We start from the raw sequence: 19,753 nt of genomic DNA on the forward strand, positions 1-19,753 counted from the left end.
ACCGGCCGCGCTGTTCCTCAGGACAGCCGGCGGGCGGCCGGTCCGGAGGTGACGGTGAGGATGCCGGGCTCGGTCAGCGACCGGTCCAGGCAGGCCGCGACGACCGCCGCGCCGACCGCCGCGGCGTCCGACGACCGGATCAGCGCGATGGCCGAGCCGCCGAAGCCGCCACCGACCATCCGGGCGCCCAGCGCACCGGCCTCCCGGGCGGCCTCGACGACCACGTCGAGCTCGACCGCCGACACCTCGTAGTCGTCGCGCAGCGAGGCGTGCGAGCCGTCGAGCAGCGGGCCGATCTCGGCGACCCGGCCGGCGCGGACCAGCTCGACGACGGCGTCCACCCGCTGGTTCTCGGTGACCACGTGCCGGGTGCGGGCCCGCAGCCGCGGGTCGGTGAGGCGCTCGACGTCGGCGGGGGTGGCGTCGCTGAGCCACTCCAGGCCGAGCTCGCGGGCGGCCGCGTCGCAGTCGGCGCGGCGCTTGGCGTACTGGCCGTCCGCGAGGGTGTGCTTGACCCGGGTGTCGATGACCATCAGCTCCAGGCCGGCCTCGGCCAGCCCCAGGTGCACCGGCTCGGTGCGGAAGTCGCGGGTGTGGACCAGCAGTGCCGAGCCCTCCTCGGCCAGCAGGGCGACGGTCTGGTCCATCCCGCCGGTGCCGGCGCCCACGACCTCGTTCTCCGCCCGGATCGCGGCCTGGATGAGCAGGTGCCGCAGGTCCCGGTCGTCGGTCCGGCCGGCGAGCTCGGCGGCGGCGATCGCCACCGCCGCCTCCAGCGAGGCCGAGCTGGACAGCCCGGCGCCCAGCGGCACGTCGCTGCTGACGGCGAGGTCGAGGCCGGGCACGTCCACGCCGGCCTGCTGGACCGCCCACAGGGTGCCCGCCGCGTACGCCGCCCAGCCCGACACCTGGCCCGGGCCGAGGTCGGCGAGCGTGCCCTCGAACGACGGCGCGTCCGGGTCGGTGCTGGCCAGCCGCACGACGCCGTCGTCCCGCCGGCGCACGGCCGCCGCCGTCACCCGGGTCAGCGCCATCGGCAGGCAGCGGCCGCCGTTGTAGTCGACGTGCTCGCCGATCAGGTTGACCCGGCCGGGCGCGGCCCACACGCCGTCCGGCTCGGCGTCCCAGGCCTTCAGCAGCTCCGCGACGGCCAGCTCCGCCTGCTCCTGCGCGCCGCTCACGACGCCACCTCCCGCAGCCGGTCGGCGATCCGCTCCGGCGTCGTGTCGTTGATCCAGGCGCCCATGCCCGACTCCGAGCCGGCCAGGTACTTCAGCTTGCCCGGCGCCCGCAGCAGGGAGAACAGCTGCAGGTGCAGCCGGCCCAGCTCGCGGTCGGCGCCGGTCGGCGCCTGGTGCCAGCCGGAGATGTAGGGCACCCGGTCGACGCCGGGGTGGAAGCGGCCCACCCGGCGCAGCAGCTCCTGGTAGACGACCGCCAGCTCGGCGCGCTCGGCGTCGTCCAGCGCGGCCAGGTCCGGGACGTCGCGGTGCGGGGCCAGGTGCACCTCGACCGGCCACCGTGCGGCGCGGGGCACGTAGGCGGTGAAGTGCTCGCCGCGCAGCACCACCCGGGTGCCCTCGGCGCGCTCGGCGGCCAGCACGTCCGCGAGCAGGTGGCCGCCGGTCGCCGCGCGGTGCCGGCGGGCCTGCTCGAGCAGCTGCTGGGAACGCGGCGGGACGACGGGGTAGGCGTAGACCTGCCCGTGCGGGTGGCTCAGCGTCACCCCGATCTCCTGGCCGCTGTTCTCGAACACGAAGACCTCGGCGACCCGCGGGTCGGCGGAGTGCGCGGCGGTGCGGTGCGCCCACGCCTCGACGATCGTCCGCATCCGGCTGGCCGGGAGGTCGACGACGGCCGCGTCGTGGTCGCTGGAGAACACCACGACGTCGCAGTGCCCGTAGGCCGGCTGGTCGGGCGGGCCGAACGGCGGGGGCACCGCGTCCGCGGCCGGGCCGGCGGTCAGCGGGGCGAAGCTCGGGAACCGGTTGGCGAAGGCGACGACGTCGTAGCTGCTGTCCGGGACCTCGGTGGGCCGGGCCGGGTCGGTCGTCGGGTCCAGCGGGCAGTCGGCGGCGCTGGGCAGGAACGTCCGGTTCATCCGGTGCCCGGCGATGGTCACCCACTCGCCGGTGAGGACGTCGAAGCGCACCTCGCCGGCGTGAGGCGGCTCGGGCAGCGGGCGGGTGTCGGGCGCACCGTGGACCGGCCCGTCGGTGGCCACGTCGTCGAAGTAGAACATCGGCCGGCCGTCGGCCATGGCCCGCTCGGTGACCTGACCGGGCCACCGCCGGTCGCCGGTCGGGGGTACCGCGTCCATGTCCGTCGTCCTCCACGCTGTGTCGCCGGTTCGCAGACCGAGTCTGCACACACGGACGGAGGGCCCGGTCACCGTGGTCGGTGACCGGGCCCTCCGGTTGGTAGCGGGGACAGGATTTGAACCTGTGACCTCTGGGTTATGAGCCCAGCGAGCTACCGAGCTGCTCCACCCCGCGTCGCACGGAGAACGTTACCGCAGCCCCTCCGGCGGTCGTGCAGGGGCCCCGGGTGACCACGCTGCGGGCTCCGCGGGCTCGGCCGGCGGCTCGCGGAGCGGGAGCTGCCACCAGCCCACGTCGTGCCAGCGACCGGCCTTGAACCCGGCCGCGCGGTAGACGCCGACCGGGGTGAAGCCCAGCGCGGTGTGCAGCCCGACGCTCGCCGGGTTGGGCAGCGCGATCCCGGCGAAGGCGGTGACGTGGCCGAGGTCGCGCAGCTCGGGCAGCAGCCGCTCGTACAGCGCCCGGCCGGTGCCCGCGCCGCGCTCCCCCGCGGCCAGGTACACCGAGCAGTCGACCGACCACCGGTAGGCCGCCCGGGTGCGGTGCTGCCCCCCGTAGGCGTAGCCCACCACCGCGCCGTCCCGGCAGGCCACGAACCACGGCAGCCGCGGCTGCGCGGTCATCCGGCGGGCCATCTCGTCGGCGTCGGGTGGGACGGTCTCGAAGGACGCCACCGAGCCGGTGACCCAGGGCCGGTAGACGTCGGCGACGGCGGCGGCGTCGCCGACGTCGGCCGGGCGGATGTCGGCGGGGACGGGCACCGGGATCAGGCCGACAGCGCCTCGGTCAGCAGCCCGACCAGCGCCTCGAGCTGGACGTCGGCCGAGGACGAGACCTCCTCGTCGGAACCGTCCAGCGCCCGGGCGGCCAGCCCCGCCTTGCTGTCGATGAGCTCGGCGATCCGGGCGTCGATCGTCTGCGCGGCGATGATCCGCCACGCGGTGACCGGCTCGGTCTGCCCGATCCGGTGGCTGCGGTCGATCGCCTGGGTCTGCTCCGCGTCGGTCCACGACAGCTCGGCCAGCACGACGTTGGAGGCGACCTGCAGGTTCAGCCCGACCCCGGCCGCGCTCAGCGAGCAGACGGCCACCGCGACCTCGGGGTCGTTGACGAAGGCGTCGACGTTGCGCTGCCGGGCGGTGGAGGTCTGGTCGCCGCGGATCGAGGAGAACCGGATCCCCTGCCGGGTGAAGGTCTCCTCGGCGGCGTCCATCACGTCGACGTGCTTGGCGAAGAAGACGACCTTGCCCGCGCTGCGCGCCAGCTGGCCGGCGTAGTCGGCGGCCAGCGTCGCCTTCGCCTGGCCGATCTTCCGCATCATGCTGAAGACGTTCTCGCCGGTGCTCGCCTCGGCGGCGTCCTTCTGCTCCCAGCGGGCCACCCGGCGGACGAGCTCGGTGTCGATGCCGTCGACGACCGCGCCGGACCGGCGGTTGGCCAGCGCGGTCTCGTACCGCGACACCATCCGGCGGGCGAGGTCCCGCTCGGCTGCCCGGATCGACCGGCCGGCCGCCCCGTCGAGCTCGACCGGGAGGTCGGCGATCCGCCGGGCCGGGATGTCGGCGGCCACGTCGACCTTGCGGCGGCGGACGATGCCCAGGTCGATGACGCACCGGCGGGCGGCCGGGTAGAAGCCCGGGTCGGCCGGGGTCAGCCCGGTCTCGTCGAGCGCGGTCATCAGCTCGGCCAGCGGCTTGGTCTCGTCGATCCAGCCGAGGAACTGCCAGATGGCCCGGAAGTCCTCGATGTCGTTGATCAGCGGGGTGCCGGTGAGGGCCATCAGCAGCGGGCGCACGGTGCGGGTGCGGATCCGCTCGGACAGCTCCAGCACGTGCTGCGAGCGCTGCGAGGTGCGGTTCTTGATGAAGTGGGCCTCGTCGACGACCATCCCGCGGAAGCCGAAGTCACCGAGCCAGCCGACGTGCCGGTCGAGCACCTCGTAGTTGACGACGACGATGTCGGCGAACCCGTCGATGGTCTCGCCGTTGCCGTGGATGACCGTCGCCGGCCGGTGCGGGGTCCACAGCCCGGCCTCGCGGGCCCAGTTGGTCTTGACCACGTTCGGGACGACGACCAGCAGCGGGTACGCGTTCGCCGCCTCGGCGGCCAGCAGCGCCTGCGCCGTCTTGCCCAGGCCCGGCTCGTCGGCGAGCAGGAAGGTCCGGTGGCCGGCCGCGGCCGAGGCGACCAGCTGCGCCTGGTGCGGCATCAGGGCCACCCCGCTGGGCACGTGCCGGGTCGTCGGTGCCGGGAGGGGCATGCACGCCGGCTCGCCGCTGCCGGCCCGCTCGAAGGAGCGCAGCAGCGGGCCGAGCAGCTCCCAGCCGGCCAGGCGGCGCGGGCGCGGCGCGCTGGCCGGGGCGGCCGAGAAGTCGGGGGCCAGGAAGGGGTTGGCCAGCTGCCGCGAGACGACCGACTGCGGCACGACCCGCTCCGGGGCCGGCGCCGCCGCCACCGGCTGGGCGGGCGCCACCTCCTCGATGCCGACCGCCCGGAGCATGTCCTGCTTGAGCGACCGGGCCGCCGAGGAGACCACGGCGTCGTCGGCCAGCAGCGCCAGCAGCGCGGGGTCGCGGACGGCGGTCTTGGCCAGGATGGTCGCGATCCCGTCCAGCCGCTTGAGCTGCTCGGTGCGGTGTGTCTCGCTGGTGGTCACGTCGGCCCGGACCCGGGCGTGCTCCTCGCGGAGCATCAGGGCCACGACCTGGAACTTGGTGCGCGCCGAGGGGGTGACCGGGCCGCGCTGGGCGGCCGCCTCGACCTCCCGCACGGTGCGGGCGAGCACCGCGATGGTGTCGCCGCGGTCCTTGCCGCCGCCGCCACCACCGTTGCCGCCCCGGCGCTTGTCCCGCGGGGCGGTGCGTCGAGCGCCCGCCTGGGGCTGACCTCGTCGGGCCACGTGCTCCTCCTTCGGGCGCGGCACGGGTGCCGCGGCTGGTGCCGCACACGGTCCTGCGGTCGTGCGGCCGGCAGGCCGGCCCCGCTCGTCCCGCGACCCGGCCTGGGCGGCGGAGAGCTGCCAGGCACGACGTCCCGGGGCCGGAGGCCCGCCGCCCGCACGGTCCGCGACCCGGACGGTGCCGGTGCGATGGTCGTACGAACGGGAACGGCCCCCACAGTGACTGTGGGGGCCGTTCCTGGTGGTAGCGGGGGCAGGATTTGAACCTGCGACCTCTGGGTTATGAGCCCAGCGAGCTACCGAGCTGCTCCACCCCGCGTCGGTAGGACCACCATACCCCACCGCGGCAGAGTGCCGTCGAGGGGTCGGTCACGCACCCGTGACCGACCCCTCGGCTCACCCGGTCGGGCTCGCCGCCGCGCCCTGGCCGTTGGCGGCCTGGTAGGCGTTCACCGCGTCCTGGAGCGCGGCCTGTGCCCGGCCGATCCCCTCGAAGTCGCCGGCGCGCTGGGCCTCGGCGAGGTCGTCGATCGCGGTCTGGATGGCCGCTGCGGCCGCATCCCGGGCCGCGGGGTCGACCGCGCCTCCCCCGGTGTCGGCCGGGGGCGCGGTGGTCGGCGCGCTCCCGTCGGTGGGCGCGGGTTCGGTCGGCGCCGCAGCACCGTCGTCGATGCCGTCGCTGTCGGCCGCGGCCTCCCCGGCCCCGGCGCCGAACACCTGGTCCAGCGCCTCGGACAGGGTGTTGGCGTACCCGATCCGGTCGGCGTAGTTGACCAGCACCTTCTGCAGCAGCGGGAAGGCGTTCTCCCCCGTGCCCTCCACGTACAGCGGCTCGACGTAGAGCAGGCCGGCGTTGCCGATCGGCAGGGTCAGCAGGTTGCCGAACACCGCCCGCGAGTTCTCGCTGTTGAACAACGTCAGGTCCGGCCGGACCTGGTTGTTGGTCGTGAACGAGTTCTGCACCTGGCGCGGCCCCCGGTACGGGGTGTTGCCGGGCAGCCGGAGCACCTGGATCTCCCCGTAGGTGTCCGGGTCCGAGGACGCGGAGATGAACGCGGAGAGGTTGTCCCGCTCGAAGGCGTTGAGGGCGCTGGTCAGCTGGAAGCTGGCCTCCTCGTCGTCCGGCCGCTGCGCCAGGATGTAGTACGGCGGCTGCGCGTCGGAGCTGGTGCCCGACTGCGTCGGGTCCGCCGACACCTGCCACCGGTCGTTCTGGTTGTAGAAGTCGATCGGGTCGGACACGTGGTACCGGGTCAGCACGTCGCGCTGGAGCTTGAAGAGGTCCTCCGGGTAGCGGACGTGGCTGATCAGCTCCTCGCTCATCTCGCTGCGCGGCTCGACCGTGCCGGGGAACGCCTTCATGTACGTCGCCAGGACCGGGTCCTCCTCGTCCCAGGCGTACAGCCGCACCGTGCCGTCGTAGGCGTCGACGGTGGCCTTGACCGAGTTGCGGATGTAGTTGAACTGCTGGTCGGGCAGGGCCGTGGTGCCGGTGCCGGTGAGGGCGTCGGTCGCGGCCTCACCGAGCGACTGCTGCTCGGAGTACGGGTAGGCGTCGGAGGTGGTGTAGCCGTCCAGCAGCCACTGCACCCGGCCGTCGATCACCGCGGGGTAGGGGTCGCCGTCCACGGTGAGGAACGGGGCGGCCTTCTCCACCCGGTCCAGCGGGTCGCGGACGTAGAGCACCTTCGACTGGTCGTTGACCGCGCCGGAGAGCAGGAAGTTCCGCTCCCGGTAGTAGATCGCGTAGGTCAGCTGCCGGAAGAAGCTGCCGATCGAGACGCCGCCCTCACCGTCGTAGGTGGAGTTGATCTGCCCCTCGTCCGAACCGCCCTCGGGCCGGTCGAACTCGCGCGGCTCGTCGCCACCGACGACGGAGTACACGTCGGTGCCGCCGTTGTTCAGCAGCTCGCCGTAGTAGATGCCGGCCTGCTCGACCTCGATGTCGCCGCGGGTCGGCAGGTCGCCGGTGGTGAAGTTCGGCTCGCCGCCCTCCTGCCCGGCGACGACCTGGTTGGCCGGTGCGGCGACGAAGCCGTTGCCGTGGGTGTAGACGGTGTGCCGGTTGATCCAGCTGCCCTGGTTCTCGCTCAGCCCGGAGCTGTTGAGCTCGCGCACCGCCACGACGTAGTCGGAGGTGACGCCGTCGACGGTGTACCGGTCGATGTCGAGCTTCTCCGGGAAGCCGTAGACGTTGCGGATCTGCTGGCGGGCGGTGAACGTCGCGGTGAGGACGTTGGGGTCGAGCAGCCGCGCGTTGGGGATCGTCTGGGTGTCGTTGCGCAGCGCGGCCAGCGCGGCGTCGGCGTCGGCGCCCTCGGTCTGGTCCTGGGCGTAGTTCACGTACTCGATGTCGGAGAGCCCGTAGGCGTCCAGCGTCGAGCCGATCGCCCGCTCGGTGTAGACCTGCTCCTTCTGGTCGGCCGAGGGCCGGACCACGAACTGCTGCATGATCGCCGGGAAGGCCACGCCGATCACCAGGCTGGAGAACAGCAGCAGCACCAGCGCGGCGGCCGGCAGCACGGTGTTGCGGAAGAAGATGTTGGCGAAGAACGCGATCGCGCAGATCGCCGCCACGAAGACCAGGATGTTCTTGGCCGGCAGCAGCGCGTTGACGTCGGTGTACGAGGCACCGGTGAAGAAGTCGCCCCGGTTGGAGTAGACGAGGCTGTACCGGTCCAGCCAGTAGGCGACCGCCTTGAGCGCGACGAACACGCCCAGCAGCACCGACAGCTGCACCCGCGCCGCGCCGGTGAGCTTCTGGCCCGGGGTCTGCAGCCGCACCCCGCCGAAGACGTAGTGGGTGAGCAGCGACCCGATCAGCGCCAGCAGCACGATCGCGAAGCCGAAGCCCAGCACCAGCCGGTAGAAGGGGTAGTCGAAGACGAAGAAGGAGATGTCGCGGCCGAACTGCGGGTCGGTCTGCCCGAAGTCGGTGGAGTTGCGGAAGGTCAGCCAGGTCTGCCAGCTGCTCTGCGCGGTGAAGCCGGCGAACAGGCCGAGCACGACGCCGATGGCGGTGATGACCGCCTTGCGCCGCGGCTCGAGGGACTGGCGGTAGCGCTCGAGGTTCTGCTGCTCCAGCGACATCGGCCGGAAGGTGGGCCGGAAGCGGTAGGCCAGGTACACGGCCAGGGCGACGAGCCCGCCGGTGGCCACGCCGGCCACGGCGAACAGCAGCGCGCGGGTCTGCAGCTCGGTCCAGAAGACCTCGGTGTAGTTGGTCTCGTCGAACCAGAGGTAGTCGACGTAGACGTTGGTGAGGGTGCCGATGACGGTGAAGAGCACCAGCAGCACGGCGACGACGCCGATGACCAGCTTGGCGCGCCGCGACAGCGTCGGTACCGGCACGGGGGGCCGCATGGCCACGGTCGGTCTCCTGTCTTTCCTTCGACCTGCGAGGTGGCGGGTACGACGACCCTGCCACGGGAACACGACCGGGAGAGCCCCGGACACCCCCGGAGACGGGAGGGCCGGAGCACGGTCCGCTCCCTCAACTGTCCACGGCGGCGGCAGGTTCCCGGCTGCGCCACAAGCAGACCACGGTCTCCTGGCAGGCAGGTCAGCAGGAGGCGGGGGTCCGTCCGGCACGCAGGTCGGCCAGCGCGGTCAGCGCGTCGTCGAGGGTGGCGACCCGCGCCGTCGGCAGCCCGGGCTGCAGGTTCTGCAGCGCCTCGGTGCAGTTGTCCGCGGGCACCAGGAAGAGCTCGGCGCCGATCTCCCGGGCCGCGACCATCTTCAGCGGGATGCCGCCGATCGGGCCCACCTCGCCGGCGGCGTCGATGGTCCCGGTGCCGGCGACCACGGCGCCCTCGGTGAGGTCGGTGTCGCCGACCAGGTCGATGATCCCGAGGGTCAGCATCAGTCCCGCCGACGGGCCGCCGACGTCGTCCACCTCGATGTCGACGTCGAAGGGCGCGTACGGCGTCTGGAGGACCAGCACCCCGAGGGCTGAGCCCCCGCCCTGCGGTGCGGCCCCGGTGGTGACCGTGCCGGCGCCGGGCTCGCCCAGCCGGGTGTAGGTGACCGGGACCGTCGTCCCGGCCGGGACGGCGGCGAGCGCCGCGGTGAGCGCGTCCTGGTCCGGCGTCGGGACGCCGCCGACCGACTCGATCGCGTCGCCGGCCGCCAGCTGGCCCTCGGACGGCGAGTCGTCGGTGAGGTCCTGGACGACGACCTTCTCCGGGTACCCGAGCTCGGCCAGCGCCGCCCCGCGGGCCGACTGCTCGGAGGTGAGGAAGGCCTGCCGGTTCTGCTGCTGGGTCTCCTCCACCGACTGCCCGGACGGGTAGACCTGCTCGCGCGGGACGACGGTGACCTCGCTGTCGAACCAGCCCTGCACCGCCCCGACCAGGGTGAGCGGCCGCTGCGGGATGCCCACGGTGGTGAGGTTCAGGTTGCCCGAGGTGTCGTTGGGCTCGCGGCCGGTGACCGAGATGATCGGGGTGCCGTCGATGTCGCCGAGGGTGTTGTAGGTGGGGCCGGGCACCTGCGCGACGTAGGGCACCGGCAGCAGCGCACCGAGCACGCCGAACAGCAGCAGCAGCACCGTCCCGGTGACCAGGACGGTGGTCCGACGACTCACGACTCCTCCTCGCGGGGCCGGCCGCCCGCGACCGGCCGCCCGGCGTCGGCGGCTCGAGGTCGGCGGCGGGTGGCCGAGACGGGCGCACCCGTCGAACGGCGAGCGTAGGTGACCGACCTGGCCGGGCCGTGGCAGCCGGTTCGCCGAGGGCGTACCCGTCGCACCCCGGTCGGCCGCTCAGCGGGCGGTCCCGGCGGTCCGGCGCGTCTACGGTGGGCCCATGAGCGATCTTCCCTTCGGCTTCGGGATGCCCGACCGCGACCCCGAGAAGCGGGACGAGCCCGGGCAGGGCGGCGGCCCGGCCAGCAACGGCCCGGCCGGCAACGACCCGTTCGGCTTCGGCGCGCTGTTCGGCCAGATGGGCGGGGCGGGGCCCGGGGGCGGCGACCCGGCGGAGCTGCTGGGCAAGATGCCGCTGTTCGCCGAGCTGCAGAAGCTGATGAGCTGGTCGGGCGGGCCGGTCAACTGGGACCTCGCCCGGCAGGGCGCGATCAGCCAACTCGCCCCCGGCCACCAGCCGACGTCGGGCGCCGAGCAGGCCGCGGTCTCCGAGGCGCTCCGGCTGGCCGACCTGTGGCTGGACCAGGTGACCGACCTGCCCTCCGGCATCGACCGCGGGCTGGCCTGGTCGCGGGTCGACTGGGTCGAGAAGACCCTGCCGGCCTGGACGGCGCTGATCGACCCGCTCGCCGAGCGCGTGGTCGCCGCGATGACCAGCGCGCTGCCGGCCGAGGCCGCCCAGATGGCCGGCCCGCTGGCCGGGATCATGGGCCAGATGGGCGGCGTCATGTTCGGCGCCCAGGTCGGCCAGGCGCTGGGGAAGCTGGCCGACGAGGTCACCACCAGCACCGACGTCGGCCTGCCGCTGGGCCCCACGGGTGCCGGCGTGCTGGTGCCGCAGAACGTCACCGCCTTCGGCGCGGGCCTGGACCGCCCCGAGGACGAGGTCCGGCTCTTCCTGGCGCTGCGGGAGGCCGCCCACCAGCGGCTGTACGCGCACGTCCCGTGGCTGCGCCAGCAGCTCACCGACGCCGTGCACGCCTACGCCCGGGGCATCCACGTCGACCGCGAGGCGATCCAGCGCGGTCTCGACGAGGCGATGAGCGGCATGGAGGGCGGCCTGGACCCCAACGACCCGGAGAGCATCCAGCGGCTGCTGGGCAGCGGCGTCCTGGAGCCGGAGGAGACCCCCGAGCAGCAGATGGCGCTGCGCCGGCTGGAGACCCTGCTCGCCCTGGTGGAGGGCTGGGTGGACAGCGTCGTGTCCGCGGCCGCCGGGGAGCGGCTGCCCGGCCACGACGCGCTGGCCGAGACGATGCGCCGCCGCCGTGCCTCCGGCGGCCCGGCCGAGCAGACCTTCGCCACGCTCGTGGGCCTGGAGCTCCGCCCGCGCCGGCTGCGCGACGCGAGCACGGTGTGGGGCGCGATGGCCCAGCAGCACGGCGCCGCGGAGCGCGACCGGCTCTGGTCGCACCCGGACCTGCTGCCGACCTCCGACGACCTGGACGAGCCGCTGGACTTCGTCACCCGCCAGGGCGCGCCCGACGCGTTCGGCGAGCTGACCGACGGCCTCGACTCCTCTGGCGATGCCGCCGGGACCGACCCCGCGGACAGCGGGTCCCCCGAGGACGGCACCGACGGTCGGGGGCAGACGCCCCCGGCCTGACGGTCCCCCGCTGCCAGGGCAGCGAGCACGACCCCGCTGCAGGGGCCCGCCGCGCGCGGTGGGGGCAGCGGGTACGGCCCCGCTGCAGGGGCCCGCCGCGAGCGGAGCGAGGGGTGGGGGCAGCGGGGTCCTTGATCAGTCGAGCGTGCCGGGCTCCAGCTCGTCGTCGTCGTCAGCCGGGGCGAGGTCGCCTCGGCCGTGCTCGACGCCCTCCAGGAAGCCGAGCGCCCGCTCCGCCCGCGGGTAGGCGTGCACCAGCGACCAGAAGTGCGCGTCGTGGCTCGGCTCCAGCAGGTGGGCCAGCTCGTGCACCAGCACGTAGTCGACGACGAACTCGGGCATGCCGCGCAGCCGGCCGGAGAGCCGGATGGTGCGGTCGGCCGGGGTGCAGGAGCCCCAGCGGCGGTTCTGGTTGTCCACCCACCGGACGCTGGCCGGCACCGCACGGCCGTCGAGGTGGGCGGCGGAGAGCTGCTCGGCGCGGGCCATCAGGTCGTCGTCCGAGGCGAGGGTGCGCCGGCGGCGCTCCTCGCGGACCTGGAGCTTGGCGACCATCTGGTCGACCCAGCGGCGCTCCTCCGCGGCGGTGAACGCAGCCGGGATGAGCACGACGGTGCGGCCGTGCTCGCGGTAGGCGGTCACGGTGCGGCGGCGCCGGGCGCTCCGCCGGACCTCGATCTCACCGGCGCCACCGGTGACCGGGTGCCCGGTGGGGACGGCGGTCGACGCGGCCGGCGTCCGGCGGTCAGGTCGCAGTTCCACGCACGCACCGTAACCGGCCGGACCGGTTGCGCCCAGGCTGAGGACCCCCGGACGGGCGCAGGTCACACGGACAGTGGACATCCGCCCCGGCGACGTCCCCCGAACGGTGGAACCGGCCCGCCGGTCCACAGGCCCGCGACCACGTCCGTGCAGGTGAGGGGGGTGAACGCGGCTCGCCGGCGGCGTTGCCCACCGGCCGTCCCCGGGTGGTGCACAGCGACACCCCGAGCGGTCCCCACCGTGTCCACAGCGCCGTCCACAGGCTGTGGGGCGCCGCGACCGGCGGCTCGGCCCGCACCGGCCCACCGCCTGTGGACGACGGCCGCCCGGCCCGCCGCGCGCTGGCACCCTCCCGACGGTGACCGAGAGCCCGCACCCGCTGCTGCCCGCCGCCACGCCCGTGCTCCGGCTCGACCCCGGGGTGCTGCAGGTGGGCGGGGTCGACGGCCGGGCGGGCCTGCGGGTCTCCCCCGCCGGCGCCGAGGTCGCCGCCCTGCTGCACGGCCTGGACGGCCGGCGCAGCCAGCGGGCGGTGCGCAGCGACGCGGTCGCCGGCGGCCTCCCGGCCGAGGTCGTCGACGACCTGCTGGGCGGGCTCCGCGGGGCGGGGCTGCTGCACGACCTGGCCGCCGCCGACCTGCTGGCCACCGCGCCCGGTCCGGCCGCGGCGGCCCGGGCGGCGGCGGAGCTGCCGGCCGCCGTGCCCGACCCGGCCGCCGCCGGGCGGTGGCGGGCCCGCCGGCAGAGCGCCGTCGTCGTCGAGGGGGCGAACCGGGTGGGCACCCCGCTCGCCGCGGTGCTGGCGGCCAGCGGGGTGGGCCGGGTGCACGTCCGCGACCGGGGGCCCACCCGGGCCGGCGACGCGATCGTGGGCGGCGCGACCGCTGCTGACGAGGGCCGTCCGCGCGGGCTCGCGGCCGCCGACGCCGTCCGGCGGGCCAGCCCGCTGACCGACCTGCGGCCGCTGCCGGCCGGGCAGCCACCGGACCTCGTGGTGCTGTGCCGGCCGTGGGCCGCCGTCGACCCGCTGTCCGCGGCGTGGCAGCGGGCGGGCACGCCGCACCTGGTCGCGACCGTCCGCGAGGAGACCGGTGTCGTCGGCCCGCTGGTGCTGCCCGGTGACAGCAGCTGCCTGCGCTGCGCGGAGGCCTGGCGCCGGGACGACGACCCGGCCTGGCCGCGGCTGGCCGCCCAGCTGACGGCGGCCGACCCGGCGCCCAGCGGGGCGACCACGACCTGCCTCCTCACCGCGCTGACCGCGGCCGTCCAGGTGCTCGCCCACCTCGACGGCGACGAGGCCCCGGTGACCGTCGGCGCCACCCTGGAACTGCGGCCGCCGGCCTTCCTGCCGAGGCTCCGGCGGTGGCCGGTGCACCCCGGGTGCGGCTGCTCCGGGGCTGCCCGGCGCGCCGCCGACCGGAACAGGGGACACTGGCCTGGTGAGTGACACCGGACGGGACATCCCTCGGGGGGCGGTGTCCCGGACGGCACGGCTGGCGGCCCTCCCGCTGGGCGCCGCAGGGCGCGCCACGCTGGGCATCGGCAAGAAGCTGTCCGGCCGGCCGGCCGAGGAGGTCGACGCCGAACTGCAGCAGCGCACCGCCGAGCAGCTGTTCGCCGTCCTCGGCCAGCTCAAGGGCGGGGCGATGAAGCTGGGGCAGCAGCTGTCCATCTTCGAGGCCGCCGTGCCCGAGGAGGTCGCCGGCCCCTACCGCGAGGCGCTGGTCAAGCTGCAGGAGGCCGCGCCGCCGATGCCGGTGCGCACCGTGCACTCCGTGCTGGCCCAGCAGCTGGGCGGCCGCTGGCGCGAGCGCTTCCGCGACTTCGACGACACCCCGGCGGCGGCGGCCAGCATCGGCCAGGTGCACCGGGCGACCTGGCGGGACGGCCGGGACGTCGCGGTCAAGATCCAGTACCCCGGCGCCGGCACCGCGCTGATGGCCGACCTCAACCAGCTGGCCCGCTTCGCCCGGCTGTTCGCCACGCTGTTCCCCGGCATGGAGGTCAAGCCGCTCATCGCCGAGCTCAAGGCCCGGGCCGAGGAGGAGCTGGACTACGGCCTGGAGGCCGACGCCCAGCGCGGGTTCGCGACCGCCTACGCCGACGACGACCAGATCGTCGTCCCGCGGGTGGTGGCCAGCGCGCCCAAGGTGATCGTCTCGGAGTGGCTCGAGGGCACCCCGCTGTCCCGGATCATCGCCGACGGCAGCAAGGCGCAGCGCGACCGCGCCGGCTACCTCATGGCCGAGCTGCACTTCTCCGGTCCGCAGCGCGCGGGGCTGCTGCACGCCGACCCGCACCCGGGCAACTACCGGCTGCTCCCCGACGGCCGGCTCGGCGTCATCGACTTCGGCGCCACGGCGCGGCTCCCCGACGGGCACCCCGAGCCGATCGGCCGGCTGGTCCGCTGGGCGCTCGAGGGCCGGGCCGAGGACGTCCTGGCCGACCTGCGCGTCGAGGGCTTCGTCCGCCCGACGGTCGAGGTCGACGCCCAGGGCGTGCTGGACTTCCTGCTGCCCTTCCTGGCGCCGGTGTCCGCGCCGTCGTTCCAGTTCACCCGGGTCTGGATGCAGGAGCAGGCCGGCCGGATCGGCGACCCGCGCAGCGAGGCCAGCCGGCTGGGCCGCCAGCTCAACCTGCCGCCGGCCTACCTGCTGATCCACCGGGTGACGATCGGGTCGATCGGCGTGCTCTGCCAGCTGGACGCCGAGGCGCCGTACCGCGGCGTCTGCGAGCGGTGGCTGCCGGGTTTCGCCGAGCCGGCCTGACCGACGACGTCAGCGGCAGTCCGTCCCGACCGGGGCGCGGCGGCTCACCGGTCGGGACGGACCCAGCGGTCCCGTCGGCTGCCGGGACGGCAGGACGACGTCGGGCACCTCCGTCACCAGACGGCGGAGTTGGCCCGCGCGGCGCGCTGTGACGCCCGGGCCGCCCGGCGGTTCCAGCGCCGCGCGCTGGCCAGCCGGCGGGCCCGGGAGGCCTCGTCGGCCTCGGCCATCCGCTGCGCCATGTGGCTGCGGGCCAGGTCCTGGTCGATCAGGTACATGTCGTGTCCTCGGGGTGGGAGGGCACCGCCGAGCGGTGCCGGGTGGACGTGCAACGGGTGGTGGGGCGGCCCGCGCCGGGCCGCCGTACTGCGGCAGGCCGGGGCCCCCGGTGGTGGTCGCTCACGCCGCCACCACCGGGCGCACCTTCGGCGGCCGGCCACGCGGCCGCTTGCGGGCGATGACGACCCCGCGGTCGAAGATCTCCCCGCCCCAGACGCCCCAGGGCTCGGCCCGGTCGAGGGCACCGGCCAGGCACGCGGCCCGGGCGGGGCACTCCGCGCAGAGGGCCTTCGCCTGCTCGAGCAGGGCGGGGCTCTCGGCGAACCACAGGTCGGGGTCCTGGACCCGGCAGGGCAGTGCCCGCCGGTTCCCGGCCGGGCGGGCACCCGCCGGCCCGTCGGTGGACACGTGCGTGCGGTCGAGCCCGAGCCGGTGATGGGACGGCGCTGGGTCGATCGTGGTCTGCACGGCCGCTCCTCCTCTTCCTTCGTCTCTGCGGCCGGCCGGCGGTGGACCCGCCGACCGGTGGTCGGTGCGGGTCCGCGGCGTCAGGGTCGGAGAAACACTGAGGCCGCGGTACCCGGTGTCCGGGTGCCGCGGCCTCGAGGAGGACCAGCCGAGCTGCTAGCTCGGTGGGTCTTCCGGGGGCAGGTCACCCGGGGTGCTGCTGGTGTGCTCGGTGGGGGCGCCGGCGACGGCGAACTCCCGCCGGTCGGCGATCGGGGCGTACGGACGGGTGGCGTCGGTGGACGCGAGGGCGCGCAGCCGGACCCCGGCGACGGGCAGACCGGTGGCGTTCCACAGGGCGGCCGTGCCCGGCATCCGGACGTCCTGGACGGCCGAGCACAGGCCGACGGCCGGCGGGGTCACGGTGCCTGCGCCGGTGTCGATGACGTCGTTGCTGATCACGGGGCCCCTCCTTCCGGGGTCCGGGTCCGGCCTGTCGGCCGGTCCCGCTGCGCTCTGGTGCTCGTGCGGTGGCGTGCTGCAGTGCTGGGTCGTGCGGGCGGTGCTGGTGCGTCCTGGGTCACCCCCAGGTGCTGCAGCGAAGGCTAGGGGACCCCGCCCGAGGGGGTCAATCGAATTAACCGAGAATCCCCGGGAACGTGCATCGCCGCAGGTCCACCGCCCACCGGGGGTCGGCGGGACGGTCCGGCGGCGGGGCCGTCAGCCGGTGATCGCGGCCAGCACCTCGGCGCCGTAGAGGTCCAGCTTCCGCGCGCCGACACCGGGCAGCGCCGAGAGCTCGCGCACCGTCGTCGGCCGGGTCTCCGCGATCGCCTGGAGGGTCGCGTCGGTGAACACCACGTAGGCCGGCACCGACGCCTCCTGCGCGGCGCTGCTCCGCCAGGCGCGCAGCTTCTCGAACAGCTCCCCGGCCTCCCCCTCCAGCACGACCTTCGGGCGCTTGGCCGGGCGGCGGGGGGCGGCGGCGGTGTCCGGCGCGAGCCCGTCGAGGAAGCGGCTGCGCGGCCGGGACCGCCGTCCGCCGGGGTTGCGGGCCAGCGACCAGGACAGGGTCAGCTGCTCGCGGGCCCGGGTGACCGCGACGTAGAGCAGCCGACGCTCCTCCTCCACCGCCTCCGGGCGCGATTGCGACTGGGCGATCGGCAGGACGCCGTCGACCAGCCCGACGACGAAGACGGCGTCCCACTCCAGGCCCTTGGCGGCGTGCATCGAGGCCAGCGTGACCCCCTGCACGGTGGGCGCGTGCTGGGCGTTGGCCCGCTCGGCCAGGTGGGCGACGAAGCCGGCCAGGTCGAGCGTGGGCTGCTCAGCCACCAGGTCGACGGCCAGGTCGACCAGCGCGGACAGCGACTGCCAGCGGTCGCGGGCGGTGCCGCCGGGCGGGGGCCGGTGCTCGGCCCAGCCGGTGGAGGCCAGCACGTCGCGGACGGTGGGCACGAGCGCGCCGGGGTCGTTGCCGCCGGCCGCGGCGCCGCGCAGCAGCAGCACCGCCTCCCGGATCTCCGGTCGCTCGAAGAAGCGCTCGCCGCCCTTGAGGACGTAGGGCACCCCGACGTCGGCCAGCGCGGACTCGTAGACCTGGGACTGCGCGTTGATGCGGAACAGCACGGCGATCTCGCTGGCCGGCAGGCCGGAGTCGATGAGCGCCCGGCAGGCGGCGGCGACCGCGGCGGCCTCGGCCGGCTCGTCGGGGTGCTCGACGAACCGGGGGGCCGGCCCCTCCGCGCGCTGGCCCAGCAGCCGCAGCCCGGGCAGTCCCTTGCGCGGCGGCGCCTGCCCGATCAGCCGGTTCGCCAGCCCGACGACCTGCGGCGTCGAGCGGTAGTCGCGCTCGAGCTTGACCACCTCGGCGTCGCCGTAGCGGTCGGCGAAGCCCAGCAGGTACTCCGGGTCGGCGCCGGTGAAGGAGTAGATCGTCTGGTTCGGGTCGCCGACGACGCACACCTCGGCGCGACCGCCCAGCCAGGCGTCGAGCAGCCGCTGCTGCAGCGGGTTGACGTCCTGGTACTCGTCGACGACGAAGTGCTTGTACTGCGCCCGCACCTCGCGGGCGACGTCGCGGTGCTCCTCGATGGCGTACGCGGTCACCAGCAGCAGGTCCTCGAAGTCGAGCGACCCGTCGCGGGACTTCGCCTCCTCGTAGCTGCGGTAGACCGCGGCCACGGCGGCCGGGTCGAACGGCGTCTCGCGGGCGGCGGCCACCGCCCGCGCGGGGTAGTCCTCCGGGGTGGCCAGCGTCGTCTTGGCCCACTCGATCTCACCGGCCAGGTCGCGCAGGCTGGCCCGGTCGGTGGTGAGCCGGTTGCGCGTCGCGGCGCCGGCCACCACCCGCAGCTTGTTCTCGATCAGCTCCGGCATCGGCCCGCCGAGCACTCGGGGGGCGAAGTAGCGCAGCTGGCGCATGGCGGCGGCGTGGAAGGTGCGCGCCTGCACCCCGCCGACCCCGAGCGCGGACAGCCGCCCGCGCAGCTCGCCGGCCGCCCGGGCGGTGAAGGTCACCGCGAGCACCTGCTCGGGCACGTACTCGCCCAGGTGCACCCCGTACGCGATCCGGTGGGTGATGGTGCGGGTCTTGCCGGTGCCGGCGCCGGCGAGGATGCACACCGGCCCGCGGACCGCCTCCGCGGCGGCGCGCTGCTGCTCGTCCAGCCCGGCGAGCACGGCCTCCGCGCCCGCCGTCCCCCCGACCGCCTGCACCTGCTCGACCCCCGGCATCCCCACGTGAGCAGTCTCCCAGCCGCCACCGACAGCCGGGGGAAGCATCCCCAGGAACGCGGCGTTGACTCCCGCGCGGACCCTGGACGTGTCGGCTCCCCTCCCCGGGTGGCCCGGCCGGGGGCCGATGAAGGAGGATCCACCTCGATGAGCGCTCCGACGGCAGCAGTCACGATGTACACCACCGACTGGTGTGGCTACTGCATGCGGCTGAAGAAGGTCATGCAGCGCGAGGGCATCGACTTCGCCGAGGTCAACATCGAGGCCGACGAGGGCGCCGCCGACCTGGTGATGAAGGCCAACGGCGGCAACCGCACGGTGCCCACGCTCGTCTTCGCCGACGGCAGCGCGCTGACCAACCCGAGCATCGACCAGGTGAAGGCCCAGCTCGCGCAGCTCCCCGGCGCGTGATCCCGGGCCCGCGGCCTCCCGAGGGCGATGATCGTCCCCCGGGGAGCTGCGGCGACTCTCCCTGCGACCTGCCCGCGGCACCGAGGGAGGGTGCGATGAACCCGACGGTCCCGCCGTCGCCGTCGTCCCCGGCGCTGGGCGCAGCACCGGCCGCGGTCCCAGCTCTCGTGCCGGCCCCGCCCTCCGTCCCGACGCCGGCCCTGCTGCCCGACGACGTCCTGCGCACCGCCGGCGGGCAGCCCGCGGTGCTGGTGGTCCGCACCGGCCGCGGTTGGACCGTGCTGTGCGCCGACCCGGGCACGGGCTGGGCGGCCGCGTCCGCCGAGGACCTCGAGGGCCCGGGGGTGGAGGGCGTCGAGGCGCTCCCCCTCGTCGAGGCGATGTCGCTGGCCGACCTGGTGGCCGCCGAGCTCGGCGCGAACCCGGAGCCCGGCCGCGACGCCCGGCGCGCCGCCCGCACCACGCCGGCCCCGGACGCCGGGGAGCTCGACCCCCGCGACCAGGAGATCGTCGCGCTGCGCCGCACCGTCGGGCAGCTGGAGCACGCCCTCGCGGCGCGGGTGTCCATCGAGCGGGCCATCGGGGTGCTCGCCGAACGGCACGGCACCACGCCCCGGGAGGCCTTCGAGGAGCTCCGCCGCCGCGCCCGGTCGCAGGGGCGCCCGGCCCAGGAGCTGGCCGTCGAGGTGCTCGAGGAACTGCCCGCCCGCGACGACGCCCCCGGTCCGCGCAGCACCCCCGCCGCCGCGCCGCCGGTGCCGCCGGTGCTGCCGGCCCCCGGACCGCGCCCCGCGGCCAACGGCACCGCCCGGCGGGTGCACCGCAGCCCGCGGCACGCCGACGGCGGCAGCCTGCCCGGGGCCCCCCGCTGACCTCGCC

The 19,753-nt window shown here is 75.3% G+C and carries 16 protein-coding genes and 2 tRNA genes; 5 read left to right on the forward strand and 13 right to left on the reverse strand.

Annotation, left to right across the window (positions count from 1 at the left end; all coding sequences use genetic code 11):
• Window positions 1-17 precede the first annotated feature (17 nt).
• From galK to HL054_RS15525, 8 genes are all read right to left on the reverse strand, one after another.
• A complete protein-coding gene (galK, locus tag HL054_RS15490) occupies window positions 18-1,181 on the reverse strand; it encodes a galactokinase (protein ID WP_369139907.1) in 1,164 nt (387 codons plus the stop codon).
• Window positions 1,178-2,320 (reverse strand): galactose-1-phosphate uridylyltransferase, encoded by a 1,143-nt coding sequence (gene galT / locus HL054_RS15495; protein ID WP_369139908.1) that lies wholly within the window; start codon window positions 2,318-2,320, stop codon window positions 1,178-1,180. The genes galK and galT overlap by 4 nt, the downstream gene beginning before the upstream one ends.
• A 98-nt stretch (window positions 2,321-2,418) precedes the next feature.
• A tRNA-Met gene (locus HL054_RS15500) sits at window positions 2,419-2,495 on the reverse strand.
• A 14-nt stretch (window positions 2,496-2,509) separates the two neighbouring features.
• Window positions 2,510-3,082 carry an arsinothricin resistance N-acetyltransferase ArsN1 family B gene (locus HL054_RS15505; RefSeq protein ID WP_369139909.1) on the reverse strand — a complete coding sequence of 191 codons (573 nt, stop codon included), beginning with the start codon at window positions 3,080-3,082 and terminating at the stop codon, window positions 2,510-2,512.
• A gap of 5 nt (window positions 3,083-3,087) precedes the next feature.
• Window positions 3,088-5,220, reverse strand: a complete 2,133-nt coding sequence (locus tag HL054_RS15510; RefSeq protein ID WP_369139910.1) for a DEAD/DEAH box helicase — start codon at window positions 5,218-5,220, stop codon at window positions 3,088-3,090.
• 242 nt (window positions 5,221-5,462) lie between these two features.
• Window positions 5,463-5,539, reverse strand: a tRNA-Met gene (locus HL054_RS15515).
• Between the two features lie 77 nt (window positions 5,540-5,616).
• Entirely contained in the window at window positions 5,617-8,583 is a 2,967-nt protein-coding gene (locus HL054_RS15520; protein ID WP_369140039.1) for a UPF0182 family membrane protein, read from the reverse strand.
• A 199-nt stretch (window positions 8,584-8,782) separates the two neighbouring features.
• A complete protein-coding gene (locus HL054_RS15525) occupies window positions 8,783-9,805 on the reverse strand; it encodes a YlbL family protein (RefSeq protein ID WP_369139911.1) in 1,023 nt (340 codons plus the stop codon).
• Window positions 9,806-10,025: 220 nt separating this feature from the next.
• Here HL054_RS15525 and HL054_RS15530 point away from each other — a divergent pair, with 220 nt between their 5' ends.
• Window positions 10,026-11,471, forward strand: a complete 1,446-nt coding sequence (locus tag HL054_RS15530) for a zinc-dependent metalloprotease (RefSeq protein ID WP_369139912.1) — start codon at window positions 10,026-10,028, stop codon at window positions 11,469-11,471.
• Between the two features lie 135 nt (window positions 11,472-11,606).
• On the opposite strand, the gene HL054_RS15535 is transcribed toward HL054_RS15530, so the two are convergent.
• The gene (locus HL054_RS15535) at window positions 11,607-12,233 is read right to left on the reverse strand and encodes a M48 metallopeptidase family protein (RefSeq protein WP_369139913.1); all 627 of its coding nucleotides are present in this window, start codon (window positions 12,231-12,233) and stop codon (window positions 11,607-11,609) included.
• A 358-nt stretch (window positions 12,234-12,591) separates the two neighbouring features.
• On the opposite strand from HL054_RS15535, the gene HL054_RS15540 reads away from it, so the two are divergent.
• Entirely contained in the window at window positions 12,592-13,680 is a 1,089-nt protein-coding gene (locus tag HL054_RS15540) for a ThiF family adenylyltransferase (RefSeq protein ID WP_369139914.1), read from the forward strand.
• Window positions 13,673-15,001 (forward strand): ABC1 kinase family protein, encoded by a 1,329-nt coding sequence (locus tag HL054_RS15545; RefSeq protein ID WP_369139915.1) that lies wholly within the window; start codon window positions 13,673-13,675, stop codon window positions 14,999-15,001. The genes HL054_RS15540 and HL054_RS15545 overlap by 8 nt, the downstream gene beginning before the upstream one ends.
• A 113-nt stretch (window positions 15,002-15,114) precedes the next feature.
• Here the strand turns inward: HL054_RS15545 and HL054_RS15550 are convergent, their stop codons facing one another.
• The 4 genes from HL054_RS15550 to HL054_RS15565 form a co-directional block, all read right to left on the reverse strand.
• Window positions 15,115-15,279, reverse strand: a complete 165-nt coding sequence (locus HL054_RS15550; protein WP_369139916.1) for a hypothetical protein — start codon at window positions 15,277-15,279, stop codon at window positions 15,115-15,117.
• Window positions 15,280-15,400: 121 nt separating this feature from the next.
• Window positions 15,401-15,748: a WhiB family transcriptional regulator gene (locus HL054_RS15555; RefSeq protein WP_440347947.1), complete on the reverse strand. Its 348-nt coding sequence runs from the start codon at window positions 15,746-15,748 to the stop codon at window positions 15,401-15,403.
• A gap of 156 nt (window positions 15,749-15,904) precedes the next feature.
• Window positions 15,905-16,189 (reverse strand): hypothetical protein, encoded by a 285-nt coding sequence (locus tag HL054_RS15560; RefSeq protein WP_369139917.1) that lies wholly within the window; start codon window positions 16,187-16,189, stop codon window positions 15,905-15,907.
• A 258-nt stretch (window positions 16,190-16,447) separates the two neighbouring features.
• Complete coding sequence (locus tag HL054_RS15565; RefSeq protein ID WP_369140041.1) at window positions 16,448-18,463, reverse strand: ATP-dependent DNA helicase UvrD2; 2,016 nt, start codon at window positions 18,461-18,463, stop codon at window positions 16,448-16,450.
• Between the two features lie 147 nt (window positions 18,464-18,610).
• On the opposite strand from HL054_RS15565, the gene HL054_RS15570 reads away from it, so the two are divergent.
• Complete coding sequence (locus HL054_RS15570) at window positions 18,611-18,874, forward strand: mycoredoxin (RefSeq protein ID WP_369139918.1); 264 nt, start codon at window positions 18,611-18,613, stop codon at window positions 18,872-18,874.
• 95 nt (window positions 18,875-18,969) lie between these two features.
• Window positions 18,970-19,746, forward strand: a complete 777-nt coding sequence (locus HL054_RS15575) for an ANTAR domain-containing protein (protein WP_369139919.1) — start codon at window positions 18,970-18,972, stop codon at window positions 19,744-19,746.
• The last annotated feature ends 7 nt before the right edge of the window (window positions 19,747-19,753 follow it).

It is taken from the genome of Modestobacter versicolor (genome assembly GCF_041028285.1).
Taxonomy (GTDB): domain Bacteria; phylum Actinomycetota; class Actinomycetes; order Mycobacteriales; family Geodermatophilaceae; genus Modestobacter; species Modestobacter versicolor_A.

What these genes read in the sequence shown, in the direction of transcription:
- HL054_RS15565 (WP_369140041.1), bottom strand. Translation starts at nt 18,463, where the DNA reads ATGCCGGGGGTCGAGCAGGTGCAGGCGGTCGGGGGGACGGCGGGCGCG.
- HL054_RS15530 (WP_369139912.1), top strand. Translation starts at nt 10,026, where the DNA reads ATGAGCGATCTTCCCTTCGGCTTCGGGATGCCCGACCGCGACCCCGAG.
- HL054_RS15550 (WP_369139916.1), bottom strand. Translation starts at nt 15,279, where the DNA reads ATGTACCTGATCGACCAGGACCTGGCCCGCAGCCACATGGCGCAGCGG.
- HL054_RS15520 (WP_369140039.1), bottom strand. Translation starts at nt 8,583, where the DNA reads ATGCGGCCCCCCGTGCCGGTACCGACGCTGTCGCGGCGCGCCAAGCTG.
- HL054_RS15575 (WP_369139919.1), top strand. Translation starts at nt 18,970, where the DNA reads ATGAACCCGACGGTCCCGCCGTCGCCGTCGTCCCCGGCGCTGGGCGCA.
- galT (WP_369139908.1), bottom strand. Translation starts at nt 2,320, where the DNA reads ATGGACGCGGTACCCCCGACCGGCGACCGGCGGTGGCCCGGTCAGGTC.
- HL054_RS15570 (WP_369139918.1), top strand. Translation starts at nt 18,611, where the DNA reads ATGAGCGCTCCGACGGCAGCAGTCACGATGTACACCACCGACTGGTGT.